General features: G+C 71.9%; 18 protein-coding genes. 3 read left to right on the top strand and 15 right to left on the bottom strand.

The window, feature by feature from the left end; translation table 11 throughout:
• Positions 1-121 precede the first annotated feature (121 nt).
• Both FVS66_RS07830 and FVS66_RS07825 read right to left on the bottom strand, forming a co-directional pair.
• A complete protein-coding gene (locus tag FVS66_RS07830; protein ID WP_149180364.1) occupies positions 122-1,261 on the bottom strand; it encodes an AI-2E family transporter in 1,140 nt (379 codons plus the stop codon).
• Between the two features lie 368 nt (positions 1,262-1,629).
• Entirely contained in the window at positions 1,630-1,824 is a 195-nt protein-coding gene (locus tag FVS66_RS07825) for a DUF3046 domain-containing protein (RefSeq protein ID WP_149180277.1), read from the bottom strand.
• Between the two features lie 91 nt (positions 1,825-1,915).
• Between FVS66_RS07825 and FVS66_RS07820 the strand changes: the two genes are divergently transcribed.
• Positions 1,916-2,830, top strand: coding sequence for a hypothetical protein (locus tag FVS66_RS07820; RefSeq protein WP_149180276.1), 915 nt, complete (start codon positions 1,916-1,918; stop codon positions 2,828-2,830).
• A 97-nt stretch (positions 2,831-2,927) separates the two neighbouring features.
• Here FVS66_RS07820 and FVS66_RS07815 read toward each other — a convergent pair whose 3' ends face one another.
• Genes FVS66_RS07815 through FVS66_RS07805 form a run of 3 tightly spaced genes read right to left on the bottom strand, consistent with a single transcriptional unit; the run spans position 2,928 to position 4,895 of the window.
• Positions 2,928-3,245 (bottom strand): AzlD domain-containing protein, encoded by a 318-nt coding sequence (locus FVS66_RS07815; protein WP_149180275.1) that lies wholly within the window; start codon positions 3,243-3,245, stop codon positions 2,928-2,930.
• The gene (locus tag FVS66_RS07810) at positions 3,242-4,012 is read right to left on the bottom strand and encodes an AzlC family ABC transporter permease (RefSeq protein WP_149180274.1); all 771 of its coding nucleotides are present in this window, start codon (positions 4,010-4,012) and stop codon (positions 3,242-3,244) included. Before FVS66_RS07810 ends, FVS66_RS07815 begins: the two co-directional genes overlap by 4 nt.
• A gap of 10 nt (positions 4,013-4,022) precedes the next feature.
• Positions 4,023-4,895: an AraC family transcriptional regulator gene (locus tag FVS66_RS07805; RefSeq protein ID WP_149180273.1), complete on the bottom strand. Its 873-nt coding sequence runs from the start codon at positions 4,893-4,895 to the stop codon at positions 4,023-4,025.
• Positions 4,896-4,986: 91 nt separating this feature from the next.
• Here FVS66_RS07805 and FVS66_RS07800 point away from each other — a divergent pair, with 91 nt between their 5' ends.
• Entirely contained in the window at positions 4,987-9,612 is a 4,626-nt protein-coding gene (locus FVS66_RS07800; RefSeq protein WP_149180272.1) for an ATP-dependent helicase, read from the top strand.
• Positions 9,613-9,925: 313 nt separating this feature from the next.
• Positions 9,926-10,747: a DNA-formamidopyrimidine glycosylase family protein gene (locus FVS66_RS07795; RefSeq protein ID WP_149180271.1), complete on the top strand. Its 822-nt coding sequence runs from the start codon at positions 9,926-9,928 to the stop codon at positions 10,745-10,747.
• An 11-nt stretch (positions 10,748-10,758) separates the two neighbouring features.
• On the opposite strand, the gene FVS66_RS07790 is transcribed toward FVS66_RS07795, so the two are convergent.
• The 10 genes from FVS66_RS07790 to FVS66_RS07745 all read right to left on the bottom strand — a co-directional run.
• A complete protein-coding gene (locus tag FVS66_RS07790) occupies positions 10,759-11,112 on the bottom strand; it encodes a hypothetical protein (RefSeq protein ID WP_149180270.1) in 354 nt (117 codons plus the stop codon).
• A 103-nt stretch (positions 11,113-11,215) separates the two neighbouring features.
• Positions 11,216-11,686 carry a DNA starvation/stationary phase protection protein gene (locus FVS66_RS07785; RefSeq protein ID WP_149180269.1) on the bottom strand — a complete coding sequence of 157 codons (471 nt, stop codon included), beginning with the start codon at positions 11,684-11,686 and terminating at the stop codon, positions 11,216-11,218.
• A 176-nt stretch (positions 11,687-11,862) separates the two neighbouring features.
• Positions 11,863-12,246: a helix-turn-helix transcriptional regulator gene (locus FVS66_RS07780; protein WP_149180268.1), complete on the bottom strand. Its 384-nt coding sequence runs from the start codon at positions 12,244-12,246 to the stop codon at positions 11,863-11,865.
• Between the two features lie 109 nt (positions 12,247-12,355).
• Positions 12,356-12,898 carry a CinA family protein gene (locus FVS66_RS07775; protein WP_149180267.1) on the bottom strand — a complete coding sequence of 181 codons (543 nt, stop codon included), beginning with the start codon at positions 12,896-12,898 and terminating at the stop codon, positions 12,356-12,358.
• Between the two features lie 35 nt (positions 12,899-12,933).
• On the bottom strand, positions 12,934-13,632 hold the full coding sequence (pgsA, locus tag FVS66_RS07770; protein ID WP_149180266.1) for a CDP-diacylglycerol--glycerol-3-phosphate 3-phosphatidyltransferase: 699 nt from the start codon (positions 13,630-13,632) through the stop codon (positions 12,934-12,936).
• A complete protein-coding gene (rimO, locus tag FVS66_RS07765; RefSeq protein WP_149180265.1) occupies positions 13,629-15,131 on the bottom strand; it encodes a 30S ribosomal protein S12 methylthiotransferase RimO in 1,503 nt (500 codons plus the stop codon). Before rimO ends, pgsA begins: the two co-directional genes overlap by 4 nt.
• Before the next feature lie 161 nt (positions 15,132-15,292).
• Positions 15,293-16,129: a helix-turn-helix domain-containing protein gene (locus FVS66_RS07760; RefSeq protein WP_149180264.1), complete on the bottom strand. Its 837-nt coding sequence runs from the start codon at positions 16,127-16,129 to the stop codon at positions 15,293-15,295.
• A gap of 217 nt (positions 16,130-16,346) precedes the next feature.
• A complete protein-coding gene (locus tag FVS66_RS07755; protein ID WP_187645435.1) occupies positions 16,347-19,169 on the bottom strand; it encodes a DNA translocase FtsK in 2,823 nt (940 codons plus the stop codon).
• Between the two features lie 186 nt (positions 19,170-19,355).
• The gene (locus FVS66_RS07750; RefSeq protein ID WP_149180262.1) at positions 19,356-20,036 is read right to left on the bottom strand and encodes a two-component system response regulator; all 681 of its coding nucleotides are present in this window, start codon (positions 20,034-20,036) and stop codon (positions 19,356-19,358) included.
• A gap of 244 nt (positions 20,037-20,280) precedes the next feature.
• On the bottom strand, positions 20,281-24,379 hold a 4,099-nt coding region (locus FVS66_RS07745; protein WP_149180261.1), incomplete at its 5' end, for a HAMP domain-containing protein.

Genomic DNA, 24,379 nt, shown 5'->3' with positions numbered 1-24,379 from the left:
GCCTGTGGACAACCGCCTGCGAAAACCGCGGAAGGCCAGGCCACGCACCCATAAGAATGGATGTTTGATTTTGGTGTCAAGCGAGCCACACCGGCCGCAGCATCGGAGGCCCTGGAGGCCGTCAGGCGCCGCCCTCCGGCGGCGGTATCTGGTCCCGGGACGTGCGCAGCGCCCGCTGAAGCCGTGCCAGGACCATCTCGCCGTGCCGCCGGTGACCGTGCACGCGAGGGTCCTCCGTCACGTCGTACCGCTTCACGTAGGCGCCGAGGAACGCCTGCAGCGTGGCGACCGCGGGGATGGCGATCAGCGCGCCGACGGCCCCGAGAAGCGCGGTGCCGGCGACGACGGAGCCGAAGGCGACCGCCGGGTGGATGTCCACGGTCCTCGCCGTGAGCTTCGGCTGGAGCACGTAGTTCTCGAACTGCTGGTACACGACGACGAAGGCGAGCACCCACAGCGCGTACCAGGGCTTGACGGTGAACGCGATGAGCATCGGCAGGGCACCCGCCAGATACGTACCGATGGTGGGCAGGAACTGCGAGACGAGCCCGACCCACACCGCGAGCGCGGGCGCGTAGGGCACGCCCAGGAACTCCAGCAGGATGTAGTGCGCGACACCGGAGATGAGCGCCATCAGACCGCGCGAGTACAGATAGCCGCCGGTCTTGTCGACGGCGATCTCCCAGGCCCGCAGCACCTCCGTCTGCTTCGCCGGGGGCAGGACGGAACACAGGGCGCGGCGCAGCCGGGGGCCGTCGGCGGCGAAGTAGAACGAGAACAGGAAGATCGTCAGGAGCTTGAAGAGGCCGCCGAGCACGGTGGCGGAGACGTCCAGCACGCCGCTCGCGCTGTTCTCGACGTACTTACGGAGCCAGTCCGAGCGCAGGAGGCTGTCCTGGACCGCGACCCGTGAGAGCTCAGTGTTGAAGGTGTGGTTGATCCAGTTGATCAGCGAGTCGAGGAACTTGGGGAGTTCCTCGACCATGTCGACTATCTGGCCCGCGAGCATCGACCCGAGGAGAACGACGAACCCGACGCTGGCGACCAGGACGGCCAGGAACACCAGGAACGTGGCCAGGCCCCGGCGCATCCCGCGTGCGGCCATCCGCCCGACGGCCGGCTCGACGGCGAGCGCCAGGAAGAACGCGATCAGGATGTTGATCAGCAGCCCGATGAGCTGGTGGAACGCCCAGCTGCCCAGCTGGAAGCAGGCGTAGAGGGCCAGCGCGAGCGCCATCGCCCGCGGCAGCCAGCGCGGCATCCGGGCAGCGCCCGGGGCGGTCGGCGCGGCACCTGCGGCAGCGTGCCCGGCACCCGGGACCTGGTCAGCGCCCGGGGTGGGCGGGATCGCCTGGGCCGGTACGGCCGCCGGGGCATGCGGAGCTGCCGGGGTCGGCGAACCGGCCGGTTCCGGTGCCGGGCCACCGGTCGGTCGTCCGGCTGTCTCGTCGGTCGACGGAGCGGCCGTCGTACCGGCCGGTTCTTCGGCGGGTTCGGCGGTCGCGTCGGTGTCGGTGGTCGTCTGCTGGGTCTCGTCGGTCGGGGCCACGGGGCAAGTGTCGCGCACTGCCGCGACAAGCTGCCCCGCCCCTGTGGACAACCGTCCTCAGCGGGCGGTGAAGCGGCTGGTCAGCGCTTGTCGGCTGGGACGCCGACAGCCGCGCACACCGCGCGCCAGACGTCCTTCGCCTCCCAGCCGGCGTCCAGTGCCTCGTACACCGTCCGGCCGCCCAGCTCGGACATCACATGATCGCGGGCGAAGGACTCGGCGTACGCCCCGCCGAAGTGGTCCGCCATGCGTTCCCAGAAAATCGTCAACCGCATGCGTCCAGTATCCCGCTCCTGAGAGTGCAGACGGCCCCCAGCCGCTTGCGGAAAGCCCTTTCCGCCCTACGGTCGAGACATGGGTCGACACATGGCTGGAACTCCCCTTGCCCGCGCCGAGCAGTTCGTCTGGCTGACGGCCCGCGTCCTTGAACAGCGCCGGTTCGCCTACCACTTCCTGGGCGGTGACCCGGACGCCGTGGAGGCCGCCCTCACCGCGTACGCCAACGAGGACGGCGGCTACGGACACGCCCTGGAACCGGATGTGCGGGGCCCGGTCAGCCAGCCGCTGCACACCGGACACGCGCTGCGCGTGCTGGACTCGATCGGCCGGTGCGGGGGGCTGCGCGTGGAGCGGGTCTGCCGGTATCTGACCAGTGTGTCCACCCACGACGGCGCCCTGCCCGCCATCCACCCGTCGGTGCGCGGCTATCCGGTCGCACCGTTCGTGCCGGTCGTCGACGACCCGCCGAGCAGCCTGCTCGCCACCGGCCCGGTGGTCGGGCTGCTCCACCGCAACCAGGTCTGGCACGCCTGGCTATTCCGCGCCACCGACTTCTGCTGGGCGGCGCTGGACGCGATCGGGACGTCGAAGGAGTCGCATCCGTACGAGGTCGAGGCCGCCGTGGCGTTCCTGGACGGCGTCCCCGACCGCATCCGTGCCGAGGCGGCGGCGGACCGGCTCGGCCGCCTGGTGCGGGAGCTGCGGCTGGCGGTGCTGGAGCCGGAGCGCGCGGACGAGTATCCGCTCGCCCCCGGCTACGCGCCGGGCGAGTACCACTTCCCGCACGACTACGCGCGCGTGCCGGACTCGCTCGCCCGGCGCTGGTTCACCGACGAGGAGATGGCCCGCTCGCTGGACCACCTCGCGGCCGAGCAGGGCGAGGACGGCGGCTGGCCGGTCAACTGGCGCCAGTGGGCGCCCGGGACAGCCCTTGAGGCCCGCCCGATGGTGACCGTCGAGGCCCTTCGCACCCTGCGCGCCCACGGCCGGCCGATCAGCTGAGACGGGCCCCGCCCGAGCGGCCCCGCCCCGAGCGGCTCGTGGTCGGCGGGCGGCGGCCCGTCGCGACGGCCCGCGCCGAGGCCGGCACCCGGCGCGCTCAGCCGCCCAGCGCCCGCACGCCTGCCGTGACCAGCACGGCGACGCCGACGACCGCGAGGAACGGCGCGCGGAGCACCAGGGCCAGGGCGGCGGCGGCGAGGCCCGCCCCGCGCGCGTCGACGATCAGCGCGCCGTCGGCGCTGAAGGTCTGCTGGGCGGTGAGCGCGGCCAGCAGCGCGACCGGCAGCAGCGCCGAAAGGCGTCGCACGAGCGGCCGCTCCAGGGTGTCGGCCGGCACCAGCAGGCCGCCGAGCTTGAGCAGATAGCAGCCGACGGTGGTCAGGCCGATCGCGATCCAGACGCTGGTCGTGGTCATCGCTTCTCCTCCTCCGACGCCGCGGACCTGGTGTCCCTGGCCTCCTTGCGCCCGTGCAGCCAGAGCACGGCCGGTGCGGCGAGCGCCGCCACGAGCACCGGCACCCCGGCGGGCAGTACCGGCAGGAAGCCGAGCCCCAGGACGACCGCGAGACCGGCGACGGCCCGCTCGGTCGTCGTGCGCAGCATGGGGGCGAGCAGGGCGAGGAAGACGGCCGGTCCTGCCGCGTCGAGGCCCCAGGCGTCGGTGTCGCCGATCGCCTCGGCGCCCAGGGCGCCGAGCAGCGTGGTCAGGTTCCACAGCACGTACAGGGTGAGGCCGGTGGCGGTGAAGCCGAGCCGGGCGGCTCGGCGCGTGGGCTGGGCCAGGGACACCGCGGCCGTCTCGTCGATGACCCAGTGCGCGGCGAACGGGCGGACCGCGCGGGGCAGGGCGAGGAGCTGGGAGAGGCGCAGCCCGTAGAAGGCGTTGCGGGTGCCGAGGAAGAAGGCGCCCGCGGCCGCTGTGAACGGGTTGCCTCCGGCGGCGAGCGCGCCGACGAGCGCGAACTGCGAGGCGCCGGTGAAGACGAGCAGGCTGAGCGCGCAGGTCTGGAGGAGGCCGAGTCCCGCTCCGACCGCGGTGACGCCGAACGCGAAGCCGGAGAGGCCCACGGCGACACCGACGCCGAGGGAGTCGCGGACGACGGCCGCGTCCGGCTTCTCGGCGGTCGGTCCGCCGGGTGGTCGCGCTGTCTCTGCTGCTGGTGGTGCTGTCTGTTCTGCCACGCCGAGGACGCTACGGCCGCCGGTCGTTCCCGGTCTTGTACGTTCTTGCGCGCTCCCGCTGGTACGCACCGGGCGGAACCCCGACGATCCGGGTGAAGTGCCGGTTGAGGTGCGGCTGGTCGGTGAAGCCCACGGCCACGGCGGCCTCGGCGGGTGCGGTCCCGTCCTCCAGGAGGCGGCGGGCGGCCCGTACGCGCGCGTTGGTGAGCCAGGTGTGGGGCGGCATTCCGTACGCGGCCTTGAAGGAGCGCAGCAGCGCGAAGGGGCTGGTGCCCAGTTCCCGGGCGAGCTGCTCGAGGGAGGGCGGCTCGGTGATGCGCCCGAGGAGGACCTCGCGCGCGGTGGCGGCCGTGCGGGTGCCGGCCGCGCGGGGGTCGCGCAGCGGGAGCGTGCGGCCGTGGCGGCGCAGGAGCCGGGCCACGGCGATGCGCAGAACGCTGTCCGCGGCGAGCGCGTCGCCTTCCTCGGCCGCGCGGTGCACGGCGCGGATGAGCCGGGCCGTGCTCTCGTCCTCGACGATGGTCTCGGCGAACGACACCGTGCCGCGCAGGGTCGTCGTCTCCTCCGCGATTCCGGCGACGAGCCGCGTGGACGGGTAGAGCGTGGCGTATGACCAGCCTTCGGGCACCCCCGCGTGCGCGGAGTGCGGCACCTCCGGGTTGATCATGACGACGGTGCCGCGGCCGGCCTTGATGGTCCCTTCCGGCATGACGACGTCCTCGATGCCGCGGCGGACCGCGCCGAAGACGAAGCCCTCGTGGCTGTGGCGGGTGAAGGAGTGGCGGATGTAGCGGGCACGCAGCAGGTCGAGTCCGGGCACGCCGGGGTACTGCCAGTGCCTGGCCCACTCGTCGGTCCGCCCGCCGTCCGGGTTGGTCGCCATGACTCCATTCTGCGTCCACGCGCACCATCGCTGACCTGCGTGTCCGCCTCGTGGACGCCGGTTGTCAGTGGCGGGGTGCACGATGGGGGACATGGCCGGGACCGCACTCGACTCCTTCTCCCCCGCGACCCGCGGCTGGTTCACGGGGGCGTTCAGCGCGCCCACCGCCGCGCAGGAGGGAGCGTGGCGGGCGATCGGCGCGGGCTCGGACGTGCTTGTCGTGGCGCCGACGGGGTCCGGCAAGACGCTGGCCGCGTTCCTGGCCGCCCTGGACCGGCTCGCGTCGACGCCGCCGCCCGCCGACGCGAAGAAGCGCTGCCGAGTGCTGTACGTGTCGCCGCTGAAGGCGCTCGCGGTCGACGTGGAGCGGAATCTGCGCAGCCCGCTGACCGGCATCCGCCAGGAGGCGGTGCGGCACGGGCTGCCGGAGCCGGAGGTGCGGGTCGGTATCCGCTCGGGCGACACCCCGGCCGCCGAGCGGCGCTCACTGGCGACGCGGCCGCCGGACATCCTGATCACCACCCCGGAGTCGCTGTTCCTGATGCTGACGTCCGCCACGCGCGACGCGCTGGCGGGCGTGGAGACGGTGATCCTCGACGAGGTGCACGCCGTCGCGGGGACGAAGCGGGGCGCCCATCTCGCACTGTCCCTGGAGCGGCTGGACGAGCTGCTGCCCCGCCCCGCGCGCCGGATCGGCCTGTCGGCGACGGTCAGGCCGGTCGACGAGGTAGCGCGTTTCCTGTCCCCGCAGCGGAGGGTCGAGGTGGTCCAGCCGCCGTCCGGCAAGGAGTTCGACCTGTCCGTGGTAGTCCCGGTCGAGGACCTGGCCGAGCTGGGGGGCTCGCCCGCGACCGACGCGGGGGAAGGACCGGGCGAGAAGCCGTCGATCTGGCCGCATGTGGAGGAGCGGATCGCCGACCTCGTCCAGGCACACCGCTCGACGATCGTCTTCGCCAACTCCCGGCGGCTCGCGGAGCGGCTGTGCAACCGGCTCAACGAGATCGCGTACGAGCGGGCCACCGGCGAGGCGCTGCCCGAGGACGCGTCCCCGGCCGAGCTGATGGCCCAGTCCGGCGCCGCGAAGGGTGCGCCGGCGCTGCTTGCGCGGGCGCACCACGGCTCGGTGTCCAAGGAGCAGCGGGCGCTGGTCGAGGAGGACCTGAAGGCCGGCCGGCTGCCCGCCGTGGTGGCCACGTCCAGCCTGGAGCTGGGCATCGACATGGGCGCGGTGGACCTGGTCGTCCAGGTCGAGTCGCCGCCGTCCGTCGCGTCCGGGCTGCAGCGCGTGGGCCGCGCCGGGCACCAGGTGGGCGCCGTGTCGCGAGGTGTGGTGTTCCCGAAGTACCGGGGCGACCTGGTGCAGGCGGCCGTGGTGACCGAGCGGATGCGGGGCGGGGCCATCGAGTCGCTCCGCGTCCCCGCCAACCCACTGGACGTGCTCGCCCAGCAGCTGGTCGCGATGGTGGCGCTGGACACATGGCAGTACGACGACCTGCTGGCCGTGGTCCGGCGGGCCGCACCCTTCGCGTCGCTGCCGGAGTCGGCGTTCACGGCCGTCCTGGACATGCTGGCGGGTCGCTATCCGTCGGACGCGTTCGCGGAGCTGCGACCGCGCGTGGTGTGGGACCGGGTCACCGGGGCGGTGACGGGGCGCCCCGGAGCCCAGCGCCTCGCCGTCACATCGGGCGGCACCATCCCGGACCGCGGCCTGTTCGGAGTCTTCCTCGCCGGTGCCGACCCGAAGAAGGGCGGGGGCCGGGTCGGCGAGCTCGACGAGGAGATGGTGTACGAGTCGCGGGTCGGCGATGTGTTCACGCTCGGTACGTCGTCGTGGCGTATCGAGGACATCACGCGCGACCGGGTGCTGGTGTCCCCCGCGCCCGGAGTGCCTGGTCGGCTGCCCTTCTGGAAGGGCGACCAGCTGGGCCGCCCTCTCGAACTGGGCCGTGCTGTGGGGGCGTTCCTGCGTGAGGTCGGCTCACTGGCGCCGGACGACGCGCGGCTCCGGCTGCTCACGGCGGGCCTGGACGCGTGGGCGGCCGACAACGTCCTGGCGTACCTGGACGAGCAGCGTCGCGCCTGCGGGCATGTGCCGGACGACCGGACGATCCTCGTGGAGCGGTTCCGGGACGAGCTGGGAGACTGGCGCGTGGTGGTGCACTCGCCGTTCGGCGCGCAGGTGCACGCCCCGTGGGCGCTGGCCCTGGGCTCCCGGCTCGCGGAGCGGTACGGGATGGACGCGCAGGTCATGCATGCCGACGACGGCATCGTGCTACGGCTCCCCGACGCCGACCTGATGGGCCTGGACCTGCTCGATCAGGACCCGGCCGCGCCCGGCCTGGAGTACGACAGCGAGCAGGCACCGATCAGTGCCGCCGATGTCGCCTTCGACAAGGGCGAGGTCGACCGGATCGTCACCGACCAGGTCGGCGGCTCGGCCCTGTTCGCGTCCCGGTTCCGGGAGTGCGCCGCACGCGCCCTGCTGCTGCCCCGCCGCACCCCGGGCAGGCGCACGCCGCTGTGGCAGCAGCGCCAGCGCGCCGCGCAACTGCTCCAGGTGGCGAGCGAGTTCGGATCGTTCCCGATCGTCCTGGAGGCCGTCCGCGAGTGCCTTCAGGACGTGTTCGACGTGCCGGGACTGCACGAGCTGATGGGCGACATCGAGGCTCGCCGCGTCCGGCTGGTCGAGGTCACCACACCGGAGCCGTCGCCGTTCGCCCGCTCGCTGCTCTTCGGGTACGTCGCCCAGTTCCTGTACGAGGGGGACTCACCGCTCGCGGAGCGGCGCGCGGCCGCGCTGTCGCTGGACTCGCGACTGCTCGCCGAGCTGCTGGGCCAGGCGGAGCTGCGGGAGCTGCTCGACCCGGAGGTCCTGGCCGAGCTGGAGCGCGAGCTGCAGTGGCGCACCGACGACCGGCGGGTCAAGGACCCGGAGGGTGTCGCCGACGCGCTGCGCGTACTGGGTCCGCTCACCGAGGCGGAGCTGGCCGAGCGGGGCGCCGACCCTGCCTGGGCACAGGAGCTCGCGGCCGCCCGCCGGGCCATCCGGGTCCGTGTCGCGGGCGCCGACCACTGGGCGGCCGTCGAGGACGCGGGCCGGCTGCGGGACGCCCTGGGCACGGCCCTGCCGGTCGGCGTCCCCGAGGCGTTCACCGAGCCGGTCAAGGACCCCCTGGGCGACCTCCTGGCCCGCTACGCGCGCACGCACGGCCCGTTCACGTCCGCCGAGGCGGCGGCCAGGTTCGGCCTCGGCACCGCGGTCACGGACGGCGCCCTGCACCGCCTCGCGGCGGGCGGCCGTGTCGTCCAGGGCGAGTTCCACCCGTCCGGCATCGGCCAGGAGTGGTGCGACGCTGCGGTGCTGCGCCGACTGCGGCGCCGCTCGCTGGCCGCCCTGCGCCAGGAGCTGGAGCCGGTCCCGCCGGCCGCTCTCGCCACGTTCCTGCCGCAGTGGCAGCACCTGGGCGGCAGCAGCCTGCGCGGCATCGACGGCCTGGCCCGTGCGGTCGAGCAGCTCCAGGGCGCCCCCGTGCCCGCGTCGGCGCTGGAGAAGCTGATCCTGCCGTCCCGCGTCCGCGACTACAGCCCCACACTCCTCGACGAGCTGACCACCACCGGCGAGGTCCTCTGGGCGGGCGCGGGCGCTCTGCCCGGCAAGGACGGCTGGGTCTCCCTCTATCTCGCCGACGCGGCACCCCTGCTCCTCCCGCAGCCCCATCCCCTGGAGCTCACCGCGCTCCACGAGTCCGTCCTGACCACCCTGTCCGGCGGCTACGGGCTGTTCTTCCGTCAGATCGCCGACCAGGTCCGGGCCACCACGCATCCCGACGCCACCGACCCGCAGCTCGCCGACGCCCTGTGGGACCTCGCCTGGTCCGGCCGCCTCACCAACGACACCCTGGCACCACTGCGCGCGCTGCTCGGCTCGGGCCGTACGGCGGGCTCCACCGCACACCGTGCCAGACGCCCGGTCCCCCGAGGCCGGTACGGCACGCTCACCGCGGCGGCACGTCCCGCGTCCCGCTCCGGCCCGCCGACCGTGAGCGGCCGCTGGTCCCTGCTCCCGTCCGCCGAGCCCGACCCCACCCACCGGGCCCACGCCCTGGCCCGCACGCTGCTGGACCGACACGGCGTGGTCACGCGCGGAGCCGTGGCCGCCGAGGGCGTCGAGGGCGGCTTCTCCGCCACGTACCGCGTCCTGTCCGCGTTCGAGGACAGCGGCCAAGCCCGCCGCGGCTATGTCGTCGAGGGCCTGGGCGCCGCCCAGTTCGCCATGGACGGCGCCGTGGACCGGCTCCGCGCCGCGGCGACGGCCCGCGACCGTGCCGAAGGCTCGGCCCCACCGCAGGCGGTCGTGCTGGCCGCCGCCGACCCGGCCAACGCTTACGGCGCCGCCCTGCCCTGGCCGGAGCCACCGACCGGGGCCGGGCACAAACCGGGCCGCAAGGCGGGCTCCCTGGTCGTCCTCGTGGACGGCGAGCTGACGCTCTACATGGAACGCGGCGGCAAGACACTGCTGTCCTGGCCGCTTGAGCCGGACTCCCCCGCCCTCCAGACCGCCGCGGACGCCCTGGCGGCGGCGGCCCGGGCGGGTTCGCTCGGCACGGTCACCGTCGAGCGGATCAACGGCACGGCGGCTCTCACGTCCCCGCTGTCCCATGCCCTGGAGGCCGCCGGCTTCCACGCGACACCGAGGGGCCTGCGCCTACGCGCCTAGGTCGTGTCCGGCGGATCATGCCTGGGCCGCGGGTTTGGTACGCGCATCTGCGGCGTTGTCGTCGGTTGCCGACTCCCCCAAGCTCTCGACTCCGCTCGAGCAGGGGGGACCCCCACGCTCCTGCGCTTCCCCGTCGGCCAGGCGTATCTGTGGCGGGACGACGGGCACGAAATCGACGCCCTCCTCCGCCTTGCACCTGCACGCACCAGACCCCGCTCACCAGCAGGACAAGGGCACCCGGCTCGGATGTCGGCATGATCCGCCGGACACTCCCTAGCGACGAAACGGCCCCCGTCCGGCGCATCATGGACCCATGCCCGAAGGAGACACCGTCTGGCTGACCGCCCGTCGTATGCACAGCGCTCTCGCCGGTCACCTCCTCACACGCTCCGACCTTCGCGTCCCCCGGCTGGCCACGACCGACCTGACCGGCCGGGCGGTCCTGGACGTCACCCCGCGCGGCAAACACCTGCTGACTCGCGTCGAGGGCGGCCTCACCCTCCACTCGCATCTGCGGATGGACGGCGCCTGGCATGTGTACGCCGCCGGTGAGCGCTGGCGCGGCGGTCCCGGCCACCAGATCCGGGCCGTCCTGGGCACCGCCGAACACACCGCCGTCGGCTACCGGCTGCCCGTCCTCGACCTGCTCCGCACGGTCGACGAACCGACCGTCGTCGGCCACCTCGGCCCCGATCTGCTCGGTCCCGACTGGGACTTCGAGGAGGCGGTACGCCGGGTGTGCGCCGACCCGGCCCGGCCGCTCGGCGAAGCCCTGCTGGACCAGCGGAACTTGGCCGGTATCGGCAACGTCTACAAGTGCGAGCTGGCCTTCCTGGCCCGCGTCACCCCCTGGCTGCCGGTCGGCGACCTTCCGCCCGGCGTGCCCGAGCGGCTGATCGCCACGGCCCACCGCCTGCTGGAGGCGAACAAGGACCGCTTCGACCGCCGCACCGCGACCACCAGCCGCCCCGACCGCCGCCTCTACGTCTACGGGCGCGCCCAGCAGCCCTGTTACCGCTGCGGGACGCCCATCCGATGGGACGGCGGGGACGACGTGCGCGACCGCGTGTCCTACTGGTGCCCGGGCTGCCAGACGGGCCCGGCGCCGCGGGACGGTTCACGTACGGGCGGTTGACCAGGCTCGGTTCATGATCCGTCGCCGCCGTCCCCCGGACGCCGCTGCGCCGACGCGGACGCGGACGCCGACGCCTTGCTCACGGCCCGTACGACATCCCATACCACACCCCGCAGCGCCTCGGGGAACGAGTCCCGCACCGCGGCCCGCCACCTGGAGCGCCGCCCGGCGCCGCGCCTCGGTCCCGGCGCCGCCGCGACGTGCACCGGCAACAGGCTGAGGCCCCAGCCGCTCGCGGCGGCCGCCCCCTCGACCAGTCCGGCCTGCTCGGGCACGAGCGCCAGGCGCAGCACGGCCCACCACCACAGTCCGCCCAGTACGAGCGCCGGCACCAGCGCCGGCAGCGGGACTCGTCGCCCTACCATGGCCGCCTCCTCCGGTCGACGCTAGACCGGCCGGATCACCGGGCGGCAGGGCGCACCGATGCAGCCCCCGGCGCACCCGGTGCCCCACGCCCCGCTGCTCACGTCAGACGTTCTCCGCCTGGAACATCCAGGCGTGCTTCTCGAGCTCGGCGGTCAGGTCCATGAACAGGTCCTGGGTCACCAGGTCCGGCTCGTCGGTGGCCGTGATGCGCTCCCGCATCCGGCCGATGACCGCCGTGAGCGCGTCCACCAGGATCCGCACGGCGTCCGCGTCCTGGATCCAGCCCGTGGGCACGGGCGGGACGGCGCTGCTGGTCGCCACGGTCGCGGCCCTGCCGTCCGGATTGACGCCGAGGGCCGAGGCACGCTCCGCCACGATGTCGGAGTGCTTCCGGGAGGTCGCCACGACCTCGTCGAGCTGAAGGTGGACGGACCGGAAGCGGGGGCCGATCACGTTCCAGTGGACCTGCTTGGCGGCCAGTCCCAGGTCGACCAGGTCCACGAGCGCGCCCTGCAGGGCTTCGCCGACCACCTTCAGATCGGCGTCGGACAGCGAACTCTTGACGACAGTCATCCGAATCCTCCATTCCGTGCGCACGTCCCACCATGACACACAGCATCCAAAACGGGCATTCGACGTAAAGCCGAAGCCCCGGCCAGCACATCGAGTACCGGCCGGGGCTCAGCCCCAAACGTCGATCCGGCGGATCCCCTGTGAATCGGGCACGAATCCGGAGTGGATCAAGTGGATCAAGCGGCGACGACATCCACCGCTTCCGCGGGCGCTTTGATGGTCACCCGCTCCGTCGGCCCGCCCGCCACCGACGTCACAGACACAGAATTGAGCATCGGGCGCACTGGCGCAGGCACCGGCTCACTCGCCGCTGCCGATTCCGCCAGCTCCGCCAGCGACAGCTCGTCGCTCACTTCCCTCATGAGCTCGGACATCCGTACGTCCAGCGCGTCGCAAATAGCGGAGAGCAGTTCGGAGGAAGCCTCCTTCTGCCCCCGCTCCACCTCGGAAAGATAGCCGAGCGATACTCGGGCGGACGAGGAGACTTCGCGCAGAGTACGGCCCTGGCGCTGGCGCTGCCGACGCAGCACGTCACCCAACAGGCGACGGAGCAGAATCATCGGTGGCTCCCTCCTCGGACCGCGTAGCCGCATCCTTCACGCCCCACCGTACCGCCTCGCGCTGCGGCCGTGCGGGGAGCGATGACGTGTTCACTCAGGGCTGCAAACATCAATTCCCCCCGTTCTGTTCCGTATCCTTTGCCCGCGCATTCTCCGAGAGTTCGCACGCGAGCAGTTCCAGCACGCTCCGTACACTCTCTCTACGGATTTCCGCACGGTCGCCGTTCAACCGCAGTGCGGTCACTTTCCCTGTCGCGGCAGCGCCGCCGACGGGCCCGCACACGGCCACGAACACCGTTCCCACCGGCTGTCCGTCCTGTGCTTCCGGCCCCGCGACCCCCGTGGTCGCGACGCCCCACTCGGCTCCCAGCCGACTCCGCACACCCCGCGCCATCTGCAGCGCGACCTCGGCGTCGACCGCGCCACGCCGCTCCAGCAGGTCCCCGTCGACACCCAGCAGCTGCCGTTTCAGGGCCGTCGCGTACGCCGTGACGGACCCGCGGAAGCTGCGGGAGGCTCCGGGTACGGACGTCAGCTCGGCGGCCACGAGGCCACCCGTCAGCGACTCTGCCACCGCGAGCGTCTCGTCACGCTCCGCGAGCAGCCGCAGCACCCGCGCCCCGACCGCTTCCGCGGCCACGTCCCCCGACATGTTCCCCACCGGGTCCCCCTCCCGTACCGCCTGTCTCACCGGGGCGGCTCCGGGGTCGACTCCGAGCGGGTCTCCGAACCGGCCTGGGCGGCCCGCTCGGCGGCCAGTCCCCTGCGCCGCAGCACGACGGCCTGCCGTACGTAGTCGAGCCCCGTGACGACCGTCAGGACGACCGCCAGGGCCATCACCCACCACCGCAGGGTGGCGAGGGGACCGGTCAGCGCCAGCACGTACATGCCCACGGCCGCACCCTGCGCCAGCGTCTTCATCTTGCCGCCGCGGCTGGCCGGGATGACGCCGTGCCGGATCACCCAGAACCGCATGAGCGTGATGCCCAGCTCGCGGAGGAGGATGACCCCGGTCACCCACCACGGCAGGTCGCCGAGCACGGACAGGCAGATCAGCCCGGCCGCCATGATCGCCTTGTCGGCGATCGGATCGGCGATCTTCCCGAAGTCCGTGACCAGGTTGTACGTACGGGCCAGATGGCCGTCGAACACATCGGTGATCATGGCGACGGCGAACGCCGCCCACGCCCACGCGCGCCAGGCGGGGTCGTAGCCGCCGTCCTGGAACAGCAGCACCACGAACGCCGGGACGAGCACCAGCCGCACCATGGTCAGGATGTTGGCGATGTTCCACAGGCTGGCCTGGTTGACGGCCGCCGCTCCCAGCTTGCCGCCGGGTGCTCTCCTCCCCGTACCGCCCGCAGCGGACGCCGGGACTCCGGTCATCTGCCCGCCTCCTCGAGAACCTCGGCCACCAGGTCGACACCTTCCGTACCCACGACCTTGGCCTTGACCATATGGCCCACGGCGAGGCCGTCGCTCGCCGTGAAGAGGACCTGGCCGTCGGTCTCGGGCGCCTGGTGCTCCGCGCGGCCGGCGCCGGCGTACTCGTCCTCGTCGAGGTCGTCGCCCTCGACGGACTCGACCAGCACCTCCAGGGTCTCCCCGAGCCGCTCCTCGGCGCGCTGGGCGGTGAGCTCCTCGGCGAGCCGGGACAGGTGCGCGAGGCGCCCGTCGACGACCTCCTGGTCCAGCTTGGCCTCGTACGTGGCGGCCTCGGTGCCGTCCTCGTCCGAATAGCCGAACACACCGATGGCGTCCAGGCGTGCGTGCGTGAGGAAGCGTTCGAGTTCGGCGAAGTCCTCCTCGGTCTCGCCGGGAAAGCCGACGATGAAGTTGGACCGCACTCCGGCCTGCGGGGCCTTGCCTCGGATGGTGTCCAGCAGCTCCAGGAACCGGTCCGTGTCGCCGAAGCGGCGCATGGAGCGCAGCACGGCGGGCGCCGAGTGCTGGAAGGACAGGTCGAAGTAGGGCGCGACCTTCTCGGTGGACGTCAGGACGTCGATCAGGCCGGGCCGCATCTCGGCGGGCTGCAGATAGCTGACGCGAACGCGCTCGATGCCGTCGACGGCGGCCAGCTCGGGCAGCAGGGTCTCCAGGAGCCGGATGTCACCGAGGTCCTTGCCGTACGAGGTGTCGTTCTCGGAGACCAGCATGATCTCCTTGACGCCCTGCTCGGCGAGCCAGCGCGTCTCGCCGAGCACATCGCTGGGGCGCCGCGAGACGAAGGAGCCGCGGAACGACGGGATGGCGCAGAACGAGCAGCGCCGGTCGCAGCCGGAGGCGAGCTTCACGGACGCGACCGGGCTGGTGTCCAGACGTCGCCGCAGGGGCGCGCGCGGGCCAGAGGCCGGGGCGAGACCCTCGGGCAGGTCCGCCGGGGCCTCAGCGAGCTCCGTGGGGCCCTCCGCGGCGCCGTGGCCGGGCAGGGCGACGGCCGCGGCGGCCTCCTGCCGCTCGACGGGGCTCAGGGGCAGCAGCTTGCGCCGGTCGCGCGGGGTGTGGGAGGCGTGGGTGCCGCCGTTCAGGATGGTCTGGAGGCGGTCGGAGATGTCGGCGTAGTCGTCGAAGCCCAGCACCCCGTCGGCCTCGGGCAGGGCCTCGGCGAGTTCCTTGCCGTACCGCTCGGCCATACAGCCGACGGCGACGACGGCCTGGGTCCTGCCGTGGTCCTTCAGATCGTTCGCTTCGAGGAGGGCGTCGACGGAGTCCTTCTTGGCGGCCTCGACGAAGCCGCAGGTGTTGACGACGGCGACATCGGCTTCGGCGGCTGCCTCGACGAGGTCCCAGCCGTCCGCTGCCAGGCGGCCTGCGAGCTCCTCCGAGTCCACCTCGTTACGGGCGCAGCCAAGAGTGACAAGGGCGACGGTACGGCGTTCGGGCATGGGCTCAAGACTACTTTGTCCCGGCCGTACCTCCCGCGCACAGGTCTGGCACCCGGCCCCTGCCGCCTCCCGACCCCCTCCCCACCGCCGCAGGCCCCGCCCGTACCACCGAAGCCGGTGGTACGGGCGGGGCCTGCGACAGGGCCGGTGAACCCGGGCGGTCAGCCCACCTGCGGGTCACCCTTCGTATACGACAGCCGTTCGACCTGGCCGCGGGCGAACTCGTCCTCGACCTTCTTGCCGTTCACGTAGAGCTCGATCGCCCCGGCGTTGCCGAGGATGAGGTCGAGCCGCTCGTCGTCCTGGAAGGTCTTGGAGTCGCCCTTCAGGAGCAGGCCGTCGAAGAGCAGCTTGCCGTCCCGCGCCTTGGCCGAGATCCAGCTCTTGTCGTCGATGGCGGTGAGCTTCACCGTCACCTTGTCCTGCGGGACGGCCGCGATCGCGCTCTCCGAGGCGACCGGCGGCGACGGCTCGGGCTGGACCGGCTTGGCGGGCGGGCTGACGGAACGGGACGGGGCCGGGCCTTCGGCCACGTGCTTGGAGCCGCTGTCGTCCCGCCCGAGAAGGGTGAAGCCGACGAAGCCGACCACCGCGACGATCGCGGCGACCATGGCGGCGGTCCAGTTGGGCCGCCGCCGCTCCGGGCGGATCCGCTCCGCCTCGAACAGGGGGGCGGCGGGGGTGGGTGTGGGGCGGCCTCCGTGCTCCGCGTCGTACTGCTCGACCAGTGCGGCGGGGTCGAGCCCGACGGCCCGTGCGAGCGTGCGCACGTGTCCGCGGGCGTAGACATCACCGCCGCACCGCGAGAAGTCGTCCTCCTCGATCGCGTGCACGAGGGGGATGCGCACGCGCGTGGAGTTGCTGACCTCCTCAACGGTCAGGCCTGAGTCGATGCGTGCTTCACGGAGCGCGCGGCCGATCGAGGGCCGGTCGTCCTCGGGGAGCGAAGGCCGGTTGTCTTCGGGGGAGTTGCCGTCGGGGGCGTTGCCGATGGACACGAGGGCGCCTTTCGAGCGTGTAACCACCTGCTGGAGGTTCAGTCTATGGGTGGTACGAAAGGGTGGAGCAACCGGGCGGACGCCGTTTGTACGCCATAGGAATGGACGTTCACGCCCAGGGTGCGGGAACTCCCATTGTCCGTCCCTTCCTCCAACTTGACGTACGGCCGGGGGAAACGGTTGCTCACGGTTCTCTTACGGGTGAGACACGGTCAGGTCAGGAGCCGGTCCCGCCCCGGATCTCCGCCAGCACTCCGTCCAGGTCGTCCGGTTTGACGAGGACGTCCCGGGCCTTGGATCCCTCGCTCGGCCCGACGATGTTCCGTGACTCCATCAGGTCCATGAGCCGCCCCGCCTTCGCGAAGCCGACGCGCAGCTTCCGCTGGAGCATGGACGTGGAGCCGAACTGGGTGGACACGACCAGCTCGGCCGCCTGGCACAGCAGGTCCAGGTCGTCGCCGATCTCCTCGTCGATCTCCTTCTTCTGCTTCGTGCCGGTCGTGACGTCGTCCCGGAAGACCGGGGCCATCTGCTCCTTGCAGTGCCGGACGACGGCCGAGACCTCGTCCTCCGTGACGAAGGCGCCCTGGAGCCGGACCGGCTTGTTCGCGCCCATCGGCAGGAAGAGCCCGTCACCCTTGCCGATCAGCTTCTCGGCGCCCGGCTGGTCGAGGATGACCCGGCTGTCGGCGAGCGAGGAGGTGGCGAAGGCGAGCCGGGAAGGCACATTTGCCTTGATGAGCCCGGTGACGACGTCGACCGACGGCCGCTGTGTGGCCAGCACCAGGTGGATGCCGGCGGCGCGGGCCAGCTGGGTGATCCGGACGATGGAGTCCTCGACGTCACGCGGCGCGACCATCATCAGGTCGGCCAGCTCGTCCACGATGACCAGCAGATACGGGTACGGCTGGAGCTCCCGCTCGCTGCCCTCCGGAGTCTTGAGCTTGCCGCTGCGCACGGCGGCGTTGAAGTCGTCGATGTGCCGGTAACCGAACGCCGCGAGGTCGTCGTAGCGCAGGTCCATCTCCCGCACGACCCACTGGAGAGCCTCCGCGGCCCGCTTGGGGTTGGTGATGATCGGCGTGATGAGGTGCGGGATGCCCTCGTACGCGGTGAGCTCGACCCGCTTGGGGTCGACGAGCACCATCCGTACGTCCTCGGGGGTGGCTCTTATCATCACCGAGGTGATCAGGCAGTTGATGCAGGACGACTTGCCGGATCCGGTGGCACCGGCCACCAGGACGTGCGGCATCGTCGTCAGATTGGCCATCTCGTAGCCGCCCTCGACGTTCTTGCCCAGCGCGACCAGCATCGGGTGCTCGTCCTCGGCGGCGGCCGCGAGCCGCAGCACGTCGCCGAGCTTGACCATCTCGCGATCGGTGTTGGGGATCTCGATGCCGACGGCGGACTTGCCGGGGATCGGCGAGATGATCCGGACGTCGGGGCTGGCCACGGCGTATGCGATGTTCTTGGTCAGGGCCGTGATCCGCTCGACCTTCACGGCCGGGCCGAGCTCCACCTCATAGCGGGTGACCGTCGGTCCGCGGGTGAAGCCGGTGACGTCGGCGTCCACCTTGAACTCGGAGAAGACGTTCCGCAGCGAGGCGACGATGGCGTCGTTGGCGGCACTGCGCGTCTTGCCGGGGCCGCCGCGCTCCAGCAGGTCCAGGGACGGCAGCGCGTACGTGATGTCGCCGGACAGCTGGAGCTGCTCGGCGCGCGGGGGCAGCGGCTCGGCCTCTTCGCGTACGGGCGCGGGCTTGGTCAGGTCCGGTACGGCTCCGGGGGCGCCCCGCCCGGGCCGGGCCGCGTCCCGCGCGGGGGGTGCGGCGTCGGCGCGGCCGCCCAGGTCCCGGTCCCCGCCCCGGTCCCCGGTCGCCAGGTCGCGGTCGGCGGTGACGTCCCGGGTCAGGTCGGCGACGAGCGGCGACGGCGGCATGCCGTTCAGCACGGCGCCGTCGAGGTCCGCCGCGGCGGCCGCGGCGATGTCGACGGCGTCCATGCGCCGGTCGAAGCCGGGCTCGGCGGGGGCCGGTGCCTTTCGGGTCCGGGGCCGCCCACGCCGGGTGAGCGCCTCCTCCTCGGCCCGCTCGGGGTCGTACGCGTCGGCCCCGGCGGCACCGGTGGCCCCACGGCGGCGGGGACGGGCGGGCAGGGCCCCCCGCCACTGCTCGTCGTACCGCTGGTCGTCGTCGCTCCACTCGTCCTCGTACCGCTCGACGACGCCCAGGCGCTCGCCGAGCGCCCGCAGTCGCCGTGGGATGGCGGCCACGGGCGTCGCCGTGACCACGAGCAGCCCGAACACGGTGAGCAGGACGAGCATGGGGACGGCGAGGACCTCGCCCATCATGAAGATCAGCGGCTTGGACGCGGCCCAGCCGATGAGGCCGCCGGCGTCCTGCATGGCCTGGGCGCCCTCGTCGCGGCCCGGGGAGCCGCACGCGATGTGGACCTGGCCGAGGACGCCGATGACGAGGGCGGACAGGCCGATGACGATGCGCCCGTTCGCCTCGGGCTTCTCGGGGTGCAGGATGAGCCGGACGGCCATCGCGCCGACGAGGAGCGGGACGAGCAGGTCGAGCCGGCCGAAGGCCCCCGTGACCAGCATGTCGACGAGGTCCCCGACGGGCCCGTGGAGGCTGGCCCAGGTGCCGGCCGCGACGATCAGGGCGAGACCGAGGAGCAGAAGGGCGAGGCCGTCCTTGCGGTGGGCGGGGTCGAGGCCCTTGGCGCCGCGCCCTATGCCCCGGAACATGGCACCGACCGCGTGGGCGAGACCGAGCCATACGGCGCGCACGATGCGGTAGAGGCCACCGGTGGGGGACGGTGCCGCCTTGGGTGCGGGCTTGGCGGCCGCCTTCTTGGCGGTGGCCTTCTTCGCCGCGGTCTTCTTGGCGGATGCGGACTGCTTGGCGGCGGTCTTCTTCGCGGGCGGCTTGCCGGGCGCCGCCTTCTGCGCGGCGCCAGTCGTACGGCCGGCGCGCGGCTTCGCGGTGCCCGCCGTGCCCTGGGAACCCTTGCCGGACGTACGTGAGGCCATGGGGGTGAGGTTACCGGTGTGAGCGGCGAGGGACACGCGTCCGCTTGCTTCACCCGTTCGTGTCGCCTCCGCGTTGTAGGGAAGCTGACGCGCGGTCATGGGGACGCGTGGTCCGGTGGGTGGGCCAGTGTGGCGCGGCGAGTGGCCCGGTGGGTGGGCCGATGGGTGGACCTGTCGGTGGTGCGGTCAGGCGGGGAGGGCGGAGCCGCCGCCTCCGGTGCCGGGCTCCAGTGCGTCCAGCGCCCGCCGCAGCCCGGTGAGTTTGCGCTCCAGGTGTGCGGCGGTGGCGACGGCCGCGGCGTCCGCCGACTCGTCGTCGAGTTGTTTGGACAGCGCCTCGGCCTGCTCTTCGACGGCCGCGAGCCGCGCGGAGAGTTCGGCGAGGAGACCCGCGGACTCCTTGGCGGCGACTCCGCCCTGACCGCCGTTGCTGCCCTCCAGCTGGAGGCGCAGGAGGGCGGCCTGCTCGCGGAGCTGACAGTTCTTCATGTACAGCTCGACGAACACGGAGACCTTGGCGCGGAGCACCCACGGGTCGAAGGGTTTGGAGATGTAGTCGACCGCGCCCGCGGCGTATCCCCGGAAGGTGTGGTGGGGGCCGTGATTGATGGCGGTCAGAAAGATGATCGGAATGTCTCGGGTGCGTTCCCTGCGCTTGATGTGCGCGGCGGTTTCGAAGCCGTCCATCCCCGGCATCTGGACATCCAGCAGGATGACCGCGAAGTCGTCCGTCAGCAGCGCTTTGAGCGCTTCCTCCCCTGACGATGCCCGTACCAGCGTCTGATCGAGCGCAGAGAGGATGGCCTCCAGCGCCAGCAGATTCTCCGGCCGGTCATCGACCAGGAGGATCTTGGCCTTCTGCACCATGGCCCGTCCTCCTCGCCCCGGCAGTTGGCCGGGCGCCGCCCCAGGGGACGACTCCCTTGTGCCGTCCGTCCTTGTGCCGGTCATGGTAGCCGCACCCCGCCTGTCGCCACACCCTGTCACCGCGATGTCACTGTGCACGTAGCAGAAACGCGGCGAGAGACCAGAAGGTTCCCCGAATGCCGCTCTCTCACACGCCTTGAGCCACAGTCGGTCAGCAGGCTATAGAAACTCGTGCAATCTTCGATCACTCCCCGTGCATCCACTGATCCATTACGGAGAGAAGGTGATCCGGGTCGACCGGTTTCGTCACGTAATCGGAAGCCCCGGACTCGATGGCCTTCTCGCGGTCGCCCTTCATCGCCTTCGCCGTCAGCGCGATGATCGGCAGCCCGGCGAACTGCGGCATCCTGCGGATCGCCGTGGTGGTGGCGTACCCGTCCATCTCGGGCATCATGATGTCCATCAGGACGACCGTCACATCGTCGTGCTGCTCCAGGACTTCGATGCCCTCACGGCCGTTCTCCGCGTACAGCACGGACAGCCCGTGCTGCTCCAGGACGCTGGTCAGCGCGAAGACGTTACGGATGTCGTCGTCGACGATGAGCACCTTCTCGCCGCTGAACCGGAACGCGCGGCGCGGCTCCTGCGCCTCCTGCCCGGCCGGCGTCTCCTGCCCGGCCTGACCCGCCTGCTGCCCGCCCTGGGCGGCCGACGCGGCCTGCTGCCCGCCCTGGCCCGGCAGCGCCGCCCGGGGCTCCGCCCCGGCCTTCGCCTTCCGCCTGTGCCGGAACAGCGCGCCCGTACCCGCCGTACGCGCGTCCGCCGGAGCCGCACCCGCCGCCGGGCCCGCGCCCGGTCCCGCAAAGGAGGCCGGCGTGGGAGGGACGGCGGGGGGCACGGGACCGGCGGGCGGCGCCATGGGGAGCACGCCCGGCGCGTCGAGCGCCGTCTCGTCGGCCAAGCCGGGGCGCAGGTCCTGCGGGAGGCCCGGCAGCTGCCCGTAGCCGTGCGGCGGCAGCTCGTTGACGTGCAGCGGCAGGTACAGCGTGAACGTCGAGCCGCGGCCCGGTTCGCTCGCCGCGTGGATCTCGCCGCCGAGCAGCCGGGCGATCTCGCGGCTGATGGACAGCCCGAGCCCCGTACCGCCGTACTTGCGGCTGGTCGTGCCGTCCGCCTGCTTGAACGCCTCGAAGATGACCCGCATCTTGCTGGCGGCGATCCCGATGCCGGTGTCGGTCACCGAGAACGCGATCAGATCGGCCTCAGGGTCGCGCAGCGAGCCCGCCTCGAGGAGCTGCTCGCGGATCGACGGCGGCACATCGGCCTTGGCCGGGCGGATCACCAGCTCCACCGCTCCCGTGTCGGTGAACTTCACCGCGTTGGAGAGCAGGTTGCGGAGCACCTGAAGCAGCCGCTGTTCGTCGGTGTGCAGCGTCGCGGGCAGCTCCGGAGAGACCCTCACGGAGAAGTCCAGGCCCTTCTCCGCCGTCAGCGGCCGGAACGTCGCCTCCACGTAGTCGACCAGCTGCACCAGCGCGATGCGGGTCGGGCTGACGTCCATCTTGCCCGCCTCGACCTTCGACAGGTCGAGGATGTCGTTGATGAGCTGCAGCAGATCGGAGCCGGCGCCGTGGATCGTCTCGGCGAACTCGACCTGCTTAGGGGACAGGTTGCCCTCCGCGTTGTCCGCGAGCAGCTTGGCCAGGATGAGCAGCGAGTTGAGCGGGGTACGCAGCTCGTGCGACATGTTCGCGAGGAACTCGCTCTTGTAGCGCATGGAGACGGCGAGCTGCTCGGCCCGCTCCTCCAGGACCTGCCGGGCCTCCTCGATCTCGGTGTTCTTCACCTCGATGTCGCGGTTCTGCTGCGCCAGCAGCTCCGCCTTCTCCTCCAGTTCGGCGTTGGAGTCCTGCAGGGCCTTCTGCCGGTTCTCCAGCTCGGCGGAGCGCTCGCGCAGCTGCTCGGTCAGCTCCTGCGACTGCTTCAGCAGCACCTCGGTCTTGGTGTTGACGCTGATGGTGTTGACGCTCGTCGCGATCATCTCGGCGATCTGGTTGAGGAAGTCCCGCTGGATCTGCGTGAACGGCTGGAACGACGCCAGCTCGATCACACCGAGGACCTTCCCCTCGAACAGCACCGGCAGCACCACCACATGCGCGGGCGCGGCCTCGCCGAGGCCGGAGGAGATCTTCAGATAACCCGGCGGAACGTTGACCTGAATGGTGCGCTTCTCCTCGGCCGCCGTCCCGATGAGGGTCTCGCCCGGGGTGAACGACGTCGGCATGGATCCGGCCGAGTAGCCGTAGCTGGCGCGCATCCGCAGCTCGTACGAACGGCCGTCCTCACCGCCCGCCTCGGCCGCGGCGGCCGCCGCCGTCGCCGCCGTACCCGGGCCCGCCGCCGTGGCGCCGCCGGAGCCGCCGCCCGAGGGGACGGCCAGGAAGAACGCGCCGTGCTGGGCCGAGACGACCGGCGTGAGCTCGCTCATGATGAGCGAGGCGACGTCGTCGAGGTCGCGACGGCCCTGCATCAGACCCGAGATACGGGCCAGGTTGCCCTTCAGCCAGTCCTGCTCCTCGTTGGCGAGGGTGGTGTCACGCAGGTTGGCGATCATGGTGTTGATGTTGTCCTGGAGGACCTGGATCTCGCCGGCCGCGTCCACGTCGATCTTCAGGTTGAGGTCGCCGCGGGTCACCGCGGTGGCGACGGCCGCGATGGCGCGCACCTGCCGGGTGAGGTTTCCGGCCATCTCGTTCACGGACTCGGTCAGGTCGCGCCACGTGCCGTCGACGTCCCGTACGCGCGCCTGGCCGCCGAGGATGCCCTCCGTACCCACCTCGCGGGCGACCCGGGTGACCTCCTCGGCGAACGACGACAGCTGGTCGACCATCGTGTTGATGGTGTTCTTCAGCTCCTGGATCTCACCGCGGGCATCGATGTCGATCTTCTTCGTGAGGTCGCCCTTGGCGATGGCGGTGGTGACGGCGGCGATCTGCCGCACCTGACCGGTCAGGTTGGACGCCATCGAGTTCACCGACTCGGTGAGGTCCTTCCACGTACCGGAGACACCCGGCACGCGCGCCTGGCCGCCCAGTTCGCCCTCGGTGCCCACCTCGCGGGCCACACGCGTGACCTCGTCCGCGAACGACGACAGCGTCGTCACCATCGTGTTGACCGTGTCGGCGAGTTCGGCGACCTCACCGCGCGCCTCGACGGTCACCTTCTTGGTCAGGTCGCCATTGGCGACGGCCGACGACACCCGCGAGATGTTCCGCACCTGCGAGGTGAGGTTGTTGGCCATCACGTTGACGTTGTCGCTGAGGTCCTTCCAGATGCCGGTGACGCCGCGTACGCGCGCCTGGCCGCCGAGAATGCCCTCCGTACCCACCTCGCGGGCCACACGCGTGACCTCGTCCGCGAAGTTCGACAGCTGGTCGACCATCGTGTTGACGGTGGTGACCAGGTCGAGGATCTCGCCCCGCGCATCGACGGTGATCTTCTTGGACAGGTCGCCGCGCGCCACAGCCGTCGTGACCTCGGCGATGTTACGCACCTGCGAGGTCAGGTTGTTCGCCATCGAGTTGACGGACTGGGTGAGGTCCTTCCAGGTGCCGGAGACGCCCTGCACCTCGGCCTGGCCGCCCAGGATGCCCTCGGTACCCACCTCACGGGCGACCCGGGTGACCTGCTCGGCGAAGTTGGACAGCTGGTCCACCATCGTGTTGAGGGTGTTCTTCAGCTCCAGGATCTCACCGCGCGCGTCCACGTCGATCTTCTGCGACAGATCACCGCGCGCGACCGCGGTGGCCACCTGGGCGATGTTGCGCACCTGGGCGGTGAGGTTCCCGGCCATGCCGTTCACGGAGTCCGTCAGGTCGCGCCACACACCGGCGACGCCGGGCACCTGCGCCTGGCCGCCGAGCCGACCGTCGGTGCCCACCTCGCGGGCGACCCGGGTCACCTGCTCGGCGAACGCGGAGAGCTGGTCCACCATCGTGTTGATGGTGTTCTTCAGCTCCAGGATCTCACCGCGCGCGTCCACGTCGATCTTCTGCGACAGATCACCGCGTGCCACGGCCGTCGTCACCTGGGCGATCTGCCGCACCTGCGAGGTGAGGTTGCCGGCCATGAAGTTGACGGAGTCGGTGAGCTCCTTCCACGTACCGGACACACCGTCGACGCGCGCCTGGCCGCCCAGTCGGCCCTCCGTGCCCACGTCCCGCGCCATACGGGTCACCTGGTCGGCGAACGACGAGAGCTGCGCCACCATCGTGTTGACGGTGTTCTTCAACTCCAGCATCTCACCGGCCACATCGACCGTGACCTTCTGCGACAGATCGCCG

Origin of the sequence: Streptomyces sp. TRM49041 (assembly GCF_008271805.1) — a bacterium.
In the GTDB taxonomy this organism is placed as follows: domain Bacteria; phylum Actinomycetota; class Actinomycetes; order Streptomycetales; family Streptomycetaceae; genus Streptomyces.
The sequence above is the reverse complement of the archived record's forward strand: the minus strand, read 5'-3'. Positions and strand labels throughout refer to the sequence as shown.